The sequence below is a fragment of the Pseudoxanthomonas sp. J31 genome (genome assembly GCF_000510725.1).
Taxonomy (GTDB): domain Bacteria; phylum Pseudomonadota; class Gammaproteobacteria; order Xanthomonadales; family Xanthomonadaceae; genus Pseudoxanthomonas.
In genome coordinates this window covers 14662-27417 of record NZ_AZNZ01000012.1, presented here as the reverse complement: position 1 = coordinate 27417, position 12756 = coordinate 14662, and the positions used below count along the sequence as shown (strand labels likewise).

The window sequence follows — 12756 nt, the reverse complement described above, 5'->3', positions numbered from 1 at the left end:
CGGGCCGCCGGACGCGCGGCGGGTTCAGCCGCCCGCCGGCGGTGTCGCCGGCACCGGCTGCATCGGCGCGGGCAGCGCCGGCTCCGGCGCACCGGCGGGCTGGGCCGGAGCCGGGGAAACGGCCGGCGGCGGCGCAGGCAGGTCCTCGATCCGCACGCCCGGCATCAGCTCGCCCGGGGTCGGTTGCGGGTACTGCTGCACCGGGAACAGCATCGGCTGGGTCTGCGCCGCCGGCCGCGCGGGGCGCTCGATCTCCTCCGGCAGGAAGCGCTCGAGCACGGCGAAGAAGCGTTTGTAGAAGTTGGAATCCTGCAGGGTCTCGCTGGCCACCTTGACCAGCGAATCCTCGATCGAGCCGATCGGCAGCGAGACCGAGCCTAGCGCGCTCACGCCCAGGCTGGCGGAGGTATTGCTGCGGCGGAGCACGTAGCGGTCCTGGACCGCGTTCACGAACACCACCGTCTGCTGCTCGCCGCGCAGCTGCGGCATGCACACGGCGCGGAATTCCACCTGCTCGTGGTTGTCGTCGCGCTGGAAGTACTTGCGTGCCTCGACCACGTCGGCCTCGGCGCGGCCGACCACGAAGCCCTGGCTGAGCAGGGCGCGGCGCGCGGCCTCGCAGGTCTGCGCCGGGGAATGGTCGAAGCTGCGCGAGTAGGTGTTGGCGGACTCGAAGGTCTCGAAAGCCGAACGTTCCGGCACGCCACGTCCCATGGCGCAGCCGGTCAGCAGGGCCAGCAGGGCGAGCGGAGGAAGGAAGCGGTGGCTTGGCATGGTGACTCGGTGAAACAGGTTGGCCGACCGAGTATGCCGGAACCGCGGCGGCTTGGACGACCCGGATGGAAACGCTTTCCCGCCGGGCGTGGCTGGCGTTGCGGCCGGTTCAGCCGGCAAAGCGCGGCGCCAGTGCGACGAAGATCCGCGCCAGCCGTTGCGCCCACAGCAGCTGTCCGTCCTCGTCGGCGATCAGGTCCTGGCGGATCTCCAGTTCCACGTGCGGCAGTCCGCGCGCCTCGCCGTGCACCGGGATCGCGTAGTCGCTGGTCGCGGTGACCGCATAAGGCTGGTTGTCGCCGACCACCAGGTCGCCCTCGGCGCGCAGCGCCGCGAGCATGGCGTGGGGCAGGGCGGTGTGGCGGTGGTAGAGCACGCCGCAGTGCCAGGGGCGGTCGAAGCCGGCCATCGACGGGGTGAAGCTGTGCAGGGTGGCCAGCAGGGTCGGGCGGCCCTGGGCCGCGCGCTGGTCCAGGGCAGCGGCGATGCGTGCGTGGTAGGGCTGGAAGATCGCGCGCTGGCGCGCGGCGCGGGCGGCCTCGTCCAGGCCCAGGTTGGCCGGCACCGGGGTACCGTCGCTGGCCTCGACGATCGAGGTCGGCGACTGCAGCGGCCGGTTGCAGTCGATCACCAGGCGCGAGTACGGCTGCAGGATGGTCCAGGCGTCCAGCAGTTCCGCCAGCCGCCGCGCGACCCCGGCGATGCCGATGTCCCAGCCGATGTGGCGGTCGATCTCGCCCGGCGGCAGGCCCAGGTCGCCCAGCGCGCGCGGGATCGCCTGGCCGGCATGGTCGACCACGAACAGCCAGGGCGAGGTCCCGTCGGGGCGCAGCAGCTCCAGCGGCGCAGGGTCGCCGGCCTGCAGCAGCGTGGCGTGCCGGCCGTCAGGGGGCACGCGGGGTGCCGTCGAGTTCATGCTCGATCATCCACAGCCCGGCCCAGAGCTTGGAGTCCAGCTCGTAGCCTTCGCCCATCTTGCGCACCAGCCAGGCCGCGGCGGTGGCGCGCGGGACCTCGTGGACGGTGATGTCCTCGGTGCCGTCGCCGCCGCCCTCGCCGACCTTGCGCAGGCCGGTGGCACGCACGAACGCGACCTTCTCGCTGCTGGCCCCGGAGGAGGTGGGGCCGATCATCAGCACCTCGGCGCGCTCGGCGGTCCAGCCGGTCTCCTCCTCCAGCTCGCGGATCGCCGAGGCCTCGATCGATTCGCCGGCATCGATGTCGCCGACCAGGCCGGCCGGCATCTCGATCGTGCGCGCCTGCAGCGGCACCCGGAACTGTTCCACGAACAGGATCCGGTCCTCCGGCGTCACCGCGAGGATGATCGCGGCCAGCCCGCCGGCGTGGGTGCGTTCGGAGTACTCCCACGTCCCGCGCACGACCATGCGCTGGTAGCGGCCCTCGTAGACGACGCGCGGGGCGTCCTTGTCGGTGGTGTCCATGCGCCCGATCCTAAGCCGTCGGCGCCCGCGCGTCAGCCGCGCTCAGGCCGGGGCGCCGTCGCTCCAGGCCGGCGCCGGCTCCTCCAGCCCGGCGGCGATCCGCAGCCGGCGCCGGGTCATCGGCCCGAAGCGCAGCGCCGTGGCCAGCCCGTCCAGCATCTCCGGATCGGCCGCCCCGCGCGGCGTGGCCGGGACGGCGTAGTCCAGCGGCGCATCGCAGGCGATGGTGGTCAGCTGGCGGAACAGCAGTGCCAGCTCGCGCTGCTCGCGCAGCCGCGCCGCGACCTGGGCGGCGCCACGCAGGCGCAGGAAGGCAACCTCGTCGACCCGCTCCAGCAGCGCGTCCAGGCTGCCGAAGTGGGATAGCAGCACCGCCGCGGTCTTGGCGCCGATGCCGCCCACGCCGGGGATGTTGTCCACCGCGTCGCCGGTCAGGGCCAGGTAGTCGGCGATCTGGTGCGCATGTACGCCGTGGCGCGCCTTCACCCCGGCCGCGCCCCAGCGCTGGCCGCGGGCGAAGTCCCACTGCTCGTCGTGCTCGCCCAGCAGCTGCGACAGGTCCTTGTCGGCCGAGACGATCACCCCGCGGAAGCCCGCCGGCCGCGCCCGGTGCAGGGCGCTGCCGATCAGGTCGTCGGCCTCGTATTCGGTATGCGCCAGCACCGCCAGGCCCAGCGCCGCGCAAAGCGCCTTGCAGTGCGCGAACTGGCGGCGCAGTTCCTCCGGCGCCGGCTCGCGGTTGCCCTTGTAGGCCGGGTAGATGCGGTGGCGGAAACAGCTGTCCAGCGCCTCGTCGAAGGCGATGGCGATGTGCCCCGGGCGCTCGCGTTCCAGCAGCTCCAGCAGGAAGCGGGCGAAGCCGTGCACCGCGTTGGTCGGCCAGCCCTGGGCGTCGCGGAAGGCATCGGGCATCGAATGCCAGGCGCGGAACACGTACAGGCTGGCGTCGACCAGGTAAAGCGGCGGCCGCGGCGCGGGCACCGCGGAGGCGGGCAGGCCTGGCCCGGCGGCGCTCACGGCGCCCAGTCCGACAGCAGGGCGCGGGGATCCGGACGCGGGCGTTCCGGCGCCTCGGCCTGTGGCGTGCCGATGTGGACGAAGCCGACGATGCGCTCGTTCGCCGCCAGCCCCAGCACCCGCGCCACCTCCGGGTCGTAGGCCATCCACGCGGTCAGCCACTGCGCACCGAAGCCCATGGCCTGGGCGGCCTGCAGCAGGGCGAAACAGGCGCAGCCGGCACTCAGCAGCTGTTCCTGCTCGGGCACCTTGTGCCCGGCCTGGAGGCGGGCGACCACCGCCACCACCAGCGGGGCGCGGGAAAACCTCATCCGGTCCTTCTCCACCGCCGCCGGCGGTGCCTGCGGGTCGCGCTGCAACGCACGCGCGGCAACGAACTCGCCCAGCGCGTGGCGCGCGTCGCCGGCAATGCGCAGGAAGCGGAACGGGACCAGCTTGCCGTGGTCGGGTACCCGTGCCGCCGATGCCAGCATGCGCAGCAGGGTGGCCTCGTCGGGACCGGGCTCGCCCAGTTGCATGGACGGGACGGAACGGCGCTGGTCCAGCGCCTCCAGGCTGGGGAAAGTGGGCATGGACTCCTGGCCGCGGGGGGCGGCGTATGTTGCCGAAGTCATTGAATTATAGGTGAGCCGGCGCGGGAGGCCGGGGCGCGCGGGCGGCGTGGGCGCGGCACCGCAGGCAGGAGCCGCCACTGCTGTTAAAGTTCCTGACCGCCAGCCGCGAATTGCCGACCCGATCACGGTTGCTTCGCGGAAGCAGGACGTACGATGCAGGAGCGGTAGGGAGCCGCCCCCCATTCGTAATGTCCTCCGCCTTCGTGCCGGAGCCCCACGCGCATGAGTCCAGCCCAAGCCGAGTTCCACCGCCTGAAGGCCCCCGATGCCGCGCTGCTCGCGCAGGCGAAGGAAGCCTTCCTGCCGGCGCTGGGCGAGGCCTTCGCGGTGGCGGTGGCGCGCTACGACGACGTGCTGTTCGACCGCGCCGAGCGCGCCGGCTCCTCGCAGCTGCTGTTCCTGGACGGCATGCGCGAGCTGCGCCGCCGGCGCGAGGAGATCGCCGTGCGCTTCCGCGAGCACCTGGCCCGCGCCTGGCGCGCGCTGGAGCAAGGCGAGCCGCTGTCGGCCGAGGGCGCCCTGTCCGGGCAGCAGGGCGGGCTGAGCCTGGTCTCCGAGCAGGAGCTGGAATCGCGCCTGGCGGTGCGCAACCTGGCCGCCGCCCTGCAGCGCGAATGCAAGGACGTGCTGGCCCGGCTGGAGCGCCGCCTGGCCTGGGTGGCCGGGGGCGAGGTGCTGGACGCTGACAGCAACCCGATCGGCCCCGAGCACATCGGCGTGGCCGTGCACCAGGCCTTCGCCGCCTGCGAGCTGGCGCCGGAAGTGCGCCTGGTGCTGATCAAGCTGTGCGAGCGCGACCTGGCGCCGCTGGTGGCCCGGCTCTACGAGGGCCTGGACCAGCGCCTTGCCCGCGCCGGGGTGCAGGGCCCGGCCCCGGCGCGCCCGGCCGCGCGCCCGGCACCGCCGCCGCGCCCGGCCACCGCGCCCGGCGAGGACCTGTTCGAACGCGTGCCCGAGGAACCGCAGGCCGGCCAGGCCTGGGCCGAGGCGCCGGTGGAGGAGTATTCCCCGGCCTGGGCGGCGCGCTTCATGGAGCGCTGGGCCGGCGGCCAGCGCATGGCCGGCGAGCATTCCGCGCCCGGCGCTGCGGCCGCGGGTGCCGGTGCCGGTGCCGGCGGGCAGGGTTTCCTGCCCGGCGACCCGGCGGCCCAGGGCATGCTGCTGGAAGCCCTGCACCACCTGCTGGAGCACAGCCGCCAGCTGCGCGGCGGCGCCGAGCAGGCGGCCGGCACCATCCAGCAGGCGCAGGGCCAGCAGCGCCCGCTGACCCAGCGCGAGATGCTGTCGGTGCTGTCGCTGCTGCAGGCCACGCCCACCGCGACCCTGCGCGCGGCCATCGGCGACCAGCACGAGTCGCTGTCGCAGCGGCTCAAGAGCGAGGTCCTGGCCAATGCCAGCCAGCTGGGCGTGGACCCGGCCAGCACCCGCCTGGATCCCAAGGACGAGGACGCGATCGACCTGGTCGGCATGCTGTTCGACGTGCTGCTGGACGAGCGCGACCTGGCCGACCGCCCGCGCGAGCTGATCGGCCGCCTGGTGGTGCCGTTCGTGAAGGTGGCCCTGCTGGACCGCCGCATGTTCGTGCAGAAGACCCACCCGGCGCGGCGCCTGCTCAACGCCCTGGCCGAGGCCTGCGAGGGCAACCAGGGCGAGAGCGCGGCCGAGCGCACGCTGCTGGCCAAGGTCGAGGAGATCATCGAGCGCCTGGTGGCCGAGTTCAACGAGAACCTGTCCATCTTCATGACCCTGGAGGAGGAATTCCGCGAATTCCTCGAGCAGCACCGCCGCCGGGTCGAGATCACCGAGCGCCGCGCGGCCGAGATCCAGCGGGGCCAGGAGCGCCTGGAGCAGGCGCGCCAGCGCGCCCAGCAGGAGCTGGCGGCGCGCGTGGAGGGGCTGGAGCTGCCGCGGGCGATTTCCGAGTTCCTGCACAACGCCTGGCAGCACCACGTGACCCTGGCGCTGCTGCGCGAGGGCGACGCCGGCGCCGCCTTCGTCGAGGCCATGGCGCTGGCCGACGGCGTGCTGGACGAGGTGGCCGAGGCGCGCCGGCACGTGGTCGGCAAGCCGTGGCTGCAGGCCTGGCAGCCGGCGCTGCTGAAGGTGCTGGCCAGCGTCGGCCTGCACGGCGACGCTGCCAGCGCCGCGATCGCGGCGATGGGCGACACCCTGCAGGCGGTCGCCGCCGCCCGCCCGGAACTGGAGAAGGCCCTGCCGGAGCTGCCGGCGGTGGCCCTGCCGCAGCCGGCGCCGGTGGAGAACAGCCCGGTCGACCTGGCCGGGCTGGACGAGGCCCAGGGCTTCGACAAGGCCGACGTCGACTACATCCGCGGCCTGCCGGTGGGCACCTGGCTGGACTTCATCGACAAGGACGGCCGCGTGCAGCCGGGCAAGCTGTCCTGGATCAGCCCGATCTCGCAGCGCCTGCTGTTCGTCAACCGCCGCGGCGTGCGCTTCTGCGTGGCCTCGGCCGAGGAGCTGGCGGCGATGGTGCGGCTGGGCCGGCTGCGCATGCACGTGGCCGACGAGGGCGCGTTCGATGCCGCCATGCAGGGCGTGATCGAGCGCCTGGACAGCGTGGTCGCCGCGCGCGGCAGCGCCACCTTGCACTGAGTCCGGGCCGCCGCCCGGGTGCGCCCGCGGCGGGCGGATGCCGCTGAAACCATCGAACCGCCGCCGGCCGCGTTTGCTAGCATCCGGCCGATCTGACATTGCGAGGGGACGCGGCATGACGGTGGAAGTGCTGGTGCTGAAGGAAGCCGCCGCTGGCGAGCGCCGCGTGGCCGCCACGCCGGAGACGGTGCGCAAGCTGGTCGCCGCGGGGGCCACGGTGCGGGTGGAGCCGGGCGCCGGGCTGGGCGCCGGCATCAGCGACCAGGCCTATGCCGAGGCCGGCGCGCTGCCCGCCGCCGCCGATGCCCGCGCCAGCGCCGAGCTGGTGCTGTGCGTGCAGCCGCCGGCGCCGGAACTGATCGGCGCGCTGCGCGAGGGCGCGGTGCTGGTGGGCATGCTGCACCCGCAGGCCGATCCGGCCCGCGCCGCGGCGCTGCAGGCGCGCCGGATCCGGGCGTTCCCGCTGGAGCGCCTGCCGCGCACCACCCGCGCCCAGGCCATGGACGTGCTCAGCTCGCAGGCCGGAATGGCCGGCTACAAGGCCACCCTGATCGCCGCGCAGCTGGCGCCGCGCTTCTTCCCCATGCTCACCACCGCCGCCGGCACCATCCGTCCCTCGAAGGTGCTGGTGGTCGGCGCCGGCGTGGCCGGCCTGCAGGCGATCGCCACCGCGCGCCGGCTGGGCGCGCAGGTGGAGGGCTTCGACGTGCGCCCGGAGACCCGCGAGCAGATCGAGTCGCTGGGCGGCAAGTTCCTCGACCTGGGCGTGAGCGCGGCCGGCGAGGGCGGCTACGCGCGCGCGCTGACCGACGAGGAGCGCGCCGAGCAGCAGCGGCGCCTGGCCGAGCATGTACGCAACATCGACGTGATCGTGTGCACCGCCGCGGTCCCGGGGCGGCCGGCCCCGAAGATCATCAGCGCGGCGATGGTGGCGGGCATGAAGCCCGGCAGCGTGATCGTGGACCTGGCCGCCGAGACCGGCGGCAACTGCGAACTGACCGAGCGCGGGCAGACCGTCGAGCGCCACGGCGTGACCATCGCCGGTCCGCTCGACCTGGCCAGCATGGGCGCGGTGCACGCCAGCGAGATGTACGCGCGCAATGTCTTCAACTTCGTGGTCCTGTTCCTGAAGGACGGCGCGCTGTCCTTCGACTGGAACGACGAACTGCTGGCGAAGACCGCCTGGCCGGAACCGCCGGCGGCGACCGCCGCGGCCTGAGCCGCCGGCCGCTGGCCGGCCCGCGCGACTCAGTGCGCGTCCCTGGCCGGATGCGCGCGCAGCCATTCCTGGCGCTGCGCCGGGCTCATCTGCTCCCACTCCTTGCGGAAGCGCTCGCGCTGCTCCGGCGTCATCTGCCGGGTGGCCTCGAAGATCGCACGCGCGCGCTGGCGCTGCTCCGGGTCCATCTGCTCGAAGCGGCGCATGCCGCGGCGGGCGCGTTCGCGCGCCTGCGGCGGCAGTTCCTTCCAGCGCTGGGCACGCTCGAGCATGCGTGCGCGCTCCTGCGGGTTGTCGTTCCAGCGGTCGCGCAGCGGCGCGACCAGCAGTTCGCGCTGTTCGGCGCTCAGCTGTTCCCAGCGCGGCAGTTCCGCCTGGCGCGCGGCGGGTGCCGGCGCGGGCGCGGGTTGGGCGGGCCGGGCGGCGGCCACGGTCGGCAGCAGCAGCGCGGCAAGGCAGAGGGACAGGCGCAGGTTCATGGCGGTTACTCCAGGGCCAGGGCGGTGACGTCGGCCGAGGCCAGCCACAGGTAGAAGCCGGGATCCTCCTCCAGGTGGACGGCCGGATCCTCGAGCGTGGCGGCGGCCACGCCGGCGGCGGGGAGGGCGTCGGGTTGCGGCGGCGCCGGGTCCGGGCGCAGGACCACCGCCAGCACCAGGGCCGCGGCCATGGCGCCGCCGGCCAGCCACGAGGGCAGCCGCCAGGACGGGCGCTCCGTACCGGCGGAGATGGCCTCGTGACGGGCCCGGCGCAGGTGCGCGCGCACCTCGGGGGAGACATGCGCCAGCGCTTCGGCGTGCAGCTGCCGGGCGCGGCGGTCGAGGGAATCGGGTGCGGTCGTCACAGGACGTCCTCCAGTTGCGAATTCAGGGCCTGCCGCGCACGCGACAGGTGGGTCTTCACCGAGCCTTCCGAGCAGCCCATCACCTGCGCGGTGGTGGCCACGTCCAGCTCTTCCAGCACGCGCAGGGTGAACGCCTCGCGCTGGCGCGGCGGGAGCTGGCGCAGCGCCTCCACCAGGCGCGCGTAGGTCTCGCCACGCTCCTGGGCCTCGGCCGGGCCGGGGCTGGTGTCGGCCCAGTCGATGCCGGTGTCCTCGCCGCGCGGATCGTCGCTGGCCACCGCCGGCAGCATCCAGCGCAGGCGGAAGCGCGAGCGCCGCTGCAGGTCGATGATCCGCCGCCGCAGGATGCTCCAGAACAGCGGCGTCCATTCGGCGGCCGGGCGGTCCTGGTAGGCGAGCATGCGCATCATCGCGTCCTGCACCGCGTCCAGCGCATCGTCGCGGTTGCGCAGGCCGGCCTCGGCGAAGCGGAACGCGCGCGTGCCGATGTCGGCCAGGAACGCGTCCAGCGAGGCCCAGGCCGGGGTGGCGGGCGCGTCCGTGTCGGGCGATGCGGGCGGAGTCACCAGCACAGCTTAACGGCCCCCGGTGCGGGTACCGTGGATCCGGGCGGACGCCACGGCCATGGCGGGCAACGGCGGCGGGATCGTCGGTTTCATCTGCACCCGTTCGTGGCGGTTCGATGCACCAGTAAACGCCCGCCGCGGGCCGCGGTTGACACGCGCCAGCCGGGTTCAGCCTGCGGTTATCATCCGGGCGGGCACGTGCCCGGGGAGGCAGGACGCAATGAACGACGGTTTCGTAGCGCTGTACATCTTCATGCTCGCGGCCATCGCGGGCCACGTGATCATCTCGCGGGTGCCGGTGATCCTGCACACGCCGCTGATGTCCGGATCCAACTTCATCCACGGCGCGGTGCTGATCGGCGCGATGGTGGTGCTCGGCCACGCCGATACCACCCTGGAAAAGGCACTGGGCTTCATCGCCGTGGCCCTGGGCGCGGGCAACGCCGCCGGCGGCTACGTGGTGACCGAGCGCATGCTGGAGATGTTCAAGTCCTCGAAGAAGCCCGGGGGCAAGGCATGAGCGGCGGCTTCGACCTGCGCCTGTGGCTGGTCGGCGCCAGCTATCTGGTGGCCGCCACCCTGTTCCTGCTCGGCCTGCAGCGCATGGCCTCGCCGGCCACCGCGCGCAGCGGCATCCACTGGGCCGGCGTCGGCATGCTGCTGGCCACCGCCGCGACCTTCCTGCTGCCGGACCTGCACAACCTGGCGCTGATCGTCGCGGCGCTGGTGCTGGGCACGGTGCTGGCCTGGGTCTCCGGCAAGAAGGTGGCGATCACCGACATGCCGCAGATGGTCGCGCTGTACAACGGCATGGGCGGCGGTTCGGCCGCGGCGATCGGCGCGGTGGAGCTGCTGCGCTACTCCGGGCTGGCGCAGGCCGCGCCGGCCGGGGCTCCGGCGGCCGGCCCGGGCGCAGTGGTACTGGCGCTGGCGGTGCTGGGCTCGGCGATCGGCGCGGTGTCGCTGTCCGGCTCGGTGGTCGCCTGGGCCAAGCTCGACGGGCGCCTGGACAAGCGCGTGGCCTTCCCGGGCCAGCAGGCGTTCAACCTGCTGGTGGCGCTGGCCATGGTGGTGCTCGGGGCATGGGCGGCCACCAGCCTGCAGCCGGTGGCGATCATCGCCTTCTTCCTGGTGGCACTGTTGCTGGGCGTGCTGATGACCCTGCCGATCGGCGGCGCCGACATGCCGGTGGTCATCTCCCTCTACAACGCCTTCACCGGGCTGGCGGTGTCGTTCGAGGGCTACGTGCTGGGCAACGAGGCGCTGATCATCGCCGGCATGATGGTCGGCGCGGCCGGCATCCTGCTGACCCGGCTGATGGCCAAGGCCATGAACCGGCCGATCCGCAACGTGCTGTTCGGCAGTTTCGGCGCCGCCGGCCAGGCGCAGGAGATCAGCGGCTCGCAGAAGCCGATCGAGGCCGGCGACGTGGCGGCGATGATGGCCTACGCCGAGCGCGTGGTGATCGTGCCCGGCTACGGCCTGGCCGTGGCCCAGGCCCAGCACAAGATCTGGGAGCTGGCGCAGCGGCTGATCGAGCGCGGGGTGAAGGTGAAGTTCGCGATCCACCCGGTGGCCGGGCGCATGCCGGGGCACATGAACGTGCTGCTGGCCGAGGCCGGCGTGCCGTACGACCTGATCGCGGACATGGACGACATCAACCCGGAGTTCCCGAACACCGATGTGTCGCTGGTGATCGGCGCCAACGACGTGGTCAACCCGGTGGCCAAGACCGATCCGTCCAGCCCGATCTACGGCATGCCGATCCTCGACGTGGTCGAGTCGAAGAACGTCATCGTGATCAAGCGCGGCAAGGGCACCGGTTTTGCCGGCATCGAGAATGCACTGTTCTACGCCGACAACACCCGCATGCTCTACGGCGACGGCGCGGACATGGCCAACGCCCTGGTCAGCGAACTGAAGGCGCTGGACGGCGGCCATTGAGGCGGACGCGGCTCCGGCGCGCGCCGCCGGGGCCTGCGTGGCGGCTCAGCGTCCGGCGCGCAGCGCCAGCAGCGGCGCCAGCGCCAGGCACCACAGGTCCAGGCGGGTATTGGCCAGCTGGCTGAGGGTCAGCACGAAGCGCGGCCCCATCTTCGGCAGCGCCTGCCACGGTGCCATGCCCATCTGCGCGCCGATATGGCCGGCGGCAATCGCCCACTGCACCGCGACCACCACCAGCACGGTGGCCACGGCGGCGGCAACGGCGCGTCCCCAGCCGGGGCGCATCCCGCCCAGGCGCAGCATCAGTCCCGACTCCAGCGCCACCAGCAGCGCCACCCAGCCGTGCTGGCGGCCGCTGGCCAGGCCCAGGGCGCCCCAGGCGACCACCGCGGTGGCCATGGCCAGCAACAGCAGGGGAAGCCACAGCCAGGCGCGGCGTGGGCGGCCATGGGAATGCAGGGTTCGGGGCATCGGGTGGATCCGGAAGGGGTCGCCAAGGATACGCCCGGCGGGCATGCGCTAGAATGAGCGTCCTCCCCACACCGGCCGCTGGCCGCCTTGCATATGCGGGCGGGCTGCCCCATATCCGCCGCATGTACTCCCGCAGCAGCGAACCCGTCCGCTTCGAACGCGACTGCGCCGCCGTCATGGTGCCGCAGGGCGAGGCGGTGACCCTCCCGGCCGGCAGCGTCGGCTACATCACCCAGGGATTGGGCGGCAGCTATACCGTGTTCGTGGAAGGCAACCTGTTCCGCATCGCGGGCAAGGATGCCGACGCGATCGGCAAGGAAGTGCCGCCGCAGCTGGAACTGCCGGCCGACGCCAGCGACGAGGAGGTCGAGGCCATGGTCTGGAGCCAGCTGCGCACCTGCTTCGACCCGGAGATCCCGTTCAACATCGTCGACCTGGGCCTGGTCTACGAGGCCAGCCTGAAGCACCTGGACGACGGCACCCGCGGCATCGACGTGAAGATGACCCTGACCGCGCCCGGCTGCGGCATGGGCGAGATCCTGGTGGACGACGTGCGCGCCAAGCTGGAGCAGATCCCGACCATCAGCCAGGCCGACGTGGAACTGGTGTTCGACCCGCCGTGGGGCCGGCACATGATGTCCGAGGCCGCGCGCCTCGAGACCGGGATGTACTGAGTCCGCATCGCGCACCCTGGGCGCCGGGATTCGGGATCGGGATTCGGGATTCGTGGGTGGCGTAGCCGGACACGGCTGCGTGCGGCTATGCGCGGCTGATCGCCGCCACCTGCGCCTGCAGCACCTGCACCGCATCCGCCGGCGCCAGCTCCAGCAGCAGGCCGCGCTGGCCGGCATTGATGAACACACTCGGCTGGGCCAGCGCGTCGCGCTCGAAGCACACGGGCGCCGGCCGCTGCTGGCCGAACGGGCTGATACCGCCGACCCTGTAGCCGCTGCGGCGCTCGGCCTCGGCCACTTCCATCATCCGCGCGGCCTTGCCGCCGGCGGCCGTCGCCAGCGCCTTGAGCTGGACCTGGCGGTCGCTGGGCAGGACCACGCACACCGCCTGGGCGTCGACCCAGGCCATCAGCGTCTTCAGTACCCGCTCCGGTGGCACGCCCAGCGCGGCGGCCGCCTGCAGGCCCTTGCCGCCCGCCAGGACGCTGGCCTCGGCGTCGTAGTCGTACGGATGCAGGCGGTAGACGACGCCGGCGGCGTCGAGGACGCGGGTGGCGCGGGTCGCCTTCGACACGGGC

The 12756-nt window shown here is 73.2% G+C and carries 15 protein-coding genes; 5 read left to right on the top strand and 10 right to left on the bottom strand.

Annotated elements, in window-relative coordinates; all coding sequences use genetic code 11:
• Positions 1–24: 24 nt before the first annotated feature.
• The 5 genes from PSEJ31_RS0112695 to PSEJ31_RS0112675 all read right to left on the bottom strand — a co-directional run bounded on the left by PSEJ31_RS0112695 (position 25) and on the right by PSEJ31_RS0112675 (position 3805).
• On the bottom strand, positions 25–774 hold the full coding sequence (locus PSEJ31_RS0112695) for a DUF2242 domain-containing protein (RefSeq protein ID WP_028915660.1): 750 nt from the start codon (positions 772–774) through the stop codon (positions 25–27).
• A 109-nt stretch (positions 775–883) separates the two neighbouring features.
• The gene (locus tag PSEJ31_RS0112690; protein WP_051403740.1) at positions 884–1690 is read right to left on the bottom strand and encodes an N-formylglutamate amidohydrolase; all 807 of its coding nucleotides are present in this window, start codon (positions 1688–1690) and stop codon (positions 884–886) included.
• Positions 1659–2216 carry an NUDIX hydrolase gene (locus PSEJ31_RS0112685; RefSeq protein ID WP_019397054.1) on the bottom strand — a complete coding sequence of 186 codons (558 nt, stop codon included), beginning with the start codon at positions 2214–2216 and terminating at the stop codon, positions 1659–1661. The genes PSEJ31_RS0112690 and PSEJ31_RS0112685 overlap by 32 nt, the downstream gene beginning before the upstream one ends.
• A gap of 42 nt (positions 2217–2258) precedes the next feature.
• The gene (locus PSEJ31_RS0112680) at positions 2259–3233 is read right to left on the bottom strand and encodes a 5'-3' exonuclease H3TH domain-containing protein (protein WP_084220864.1); all 975 of its coding nucleotides are present in this window, start codon (positions 3231–3233) and stop codon (positions 2259–2261) included.
• Positions 3230–3805 carry a nitroreductase gene (locus PSEJ31_RS0112675; protein ID WP_028915657.1) on the bottom strand — a complete coding sequence of 192 codons (576 nt, stop codon included), beginning with the start codon at positions 3803–3805 and terminating at the stop codon, positions 3230–3232. The genes PSEJ31_RS0112680 and PSEJ31_RS0112675 overlap by 4 nt, the downstream gene beginning before the upstream one ends.
• A gap of 264 nt (positions 3806–4069) precedes the next feature.
• On the opposite strand from PSEJ31_RS0112675, the gene PSEJ31_RS0112670 reads away from it, so the two are divergent.
• The gene (locus tag PSEJ31_RS0112670) at positions 4070–6460 is read left to right on the top strand and encodes a DUF1631 domain-containing protein (protein ID WP_051403739.1); all 2391 of its coding nucleotides are present in this window, start codon (positions 4070–4072) and stop codon (positions 6458–6460) included.
• 115 nt (positions 6461–6575) lie between these two features.
• The gene (locus PSEJ31_RS0112665; protein WP_028915655.1) at positions 6576–7679 is read left to right on the top strand and encodes an NAD(P) transhydrogenase subunit alpha; all 1104 of its coding nucleotides are present in this window, start codon (positions 6576–6578) and stop codon (positions 7677–7679) included.
• Positions 7680–7708: 29 nt separating this feature from the next.
• On the opposite strand, the gene PSEJ31_RS0112660 is transcribed toward PSEJ31_RS0112665, so the two are convergent.
• Genes PSEJ31_RS0112660 through PSEJ31_RS0112650 form a run of 3 tightly spaced genes read right to left on the bottom strand, consistent with a single transcriptional unit; the run spans position 7709 to position 9095 of the window.
• Entirely contained in the window at positions 7709–8158 is a 450-nt protein-coding gene (locus PSEJ31_RS0112660; RefSeq protein ID WP_028915654.1) for a DUF3106 domain-containing protein, read from the bottom strand.
• Between the two features lie 5 nt (positions 8159–8163).
• Positions 8164–8523, bottom strand: coding sequence for a hypothetical protein (locus PSEJ31_RS0112655; RefSeq protein ID WP_028915653.1), 360 nt, complete (start codon positions 8521–8523; stop codon positions 8164–8166).
• Complete coding sequence (locus tag PSEJ31_RS0112650) at positions 8520–9095, bottom strand: RNA polymerase sigma factor (protein WP_028915652.1); 576 nt, start codon at positions 9093–9095, stop codon at positions 8520–8522. The genes PSEJ31_RS0112655 and PSEJ31_RS0112650 overlap by 4 nt, the downstream gene beginning before the upstream one ends.
• 214 nt (positions 9096–9309) lie before the next feature.
• Here PSEJ31_RS0112650 and PSEJ31_RS0112645 point away from each other — a divergent pair, with 214 nt between their 5' ends.
• On the top strand, positions 9310–9609 hold the full coding sequence (locus PSEJ31_RS0112645; protein ID WP_019397139.1) for an NAD(P) transhydrogenase subunit alpha: 300 nt from the start codon (positions 9310–9312) through the stop codon (positions 9607–9609).
• Entirely contained in the window at positions 9606–11033 is a 1428-nt protein-coding gene (locus tag PSEJ31_RS0112640; protein ID WP_019397140.1) for an NAD(P)(+) transhydrogenase (Re/Si-specific) subunit beta, read from the top strand. Before PSEJ31_RS0112645 ends, PSEJ31_RS0112640 begins: the two co-directional genes overlap by 4 nt.
• Before the next feature lie 45 nt (positions 11034–11078).
• On the opposite strand, the gene PSEJ31_RS0112635 is transcribed toward PSEJ31_RS0112640, so the two are convergent.
• Entirely contained in the window at positions 11079–11504 is a 426-nt protein-coding gene (locus PSEJ31_RS0112635) for a hypothetical protein (protein ID WP_019397141.1), read from the bottom strand.
• Between the two features lie 122 nt (positions 11505–11626).
• Between PSEJ31_RS0112635 and sufT the strand changes: the two genes are divergently transcribed.
• Positions 11627–12178 (top strand): putative Fe-S cluster assembly protein SufT, encoded by a 552-nt coding sequence (gene sufT, locus PSEJ31_RS0112630; protein ID WP_019397142.1) that lies wholly within the window; start codon positions 11627–11629, stop codon positions 12176–12178.
• An 85-nt stretch (positions 12179–12263) separates the two neighbouring features.
• On the opposite strand, the gene ybaK is transcribed toward sufT, so the two are convergent.
• Positions 12264–12752, bottom strand: a complete 489-nt coding sequence (ybaK, locus tag PSEJ31_RS0112625; protein ID WP_028915651.1) for a Cys-tRNA(Pro) deacylase — start codon at positions 12750–12752, stop codon at positions 12264–12266.
• Positions 12753–12756: the final 4 nt, after the last annotated feature.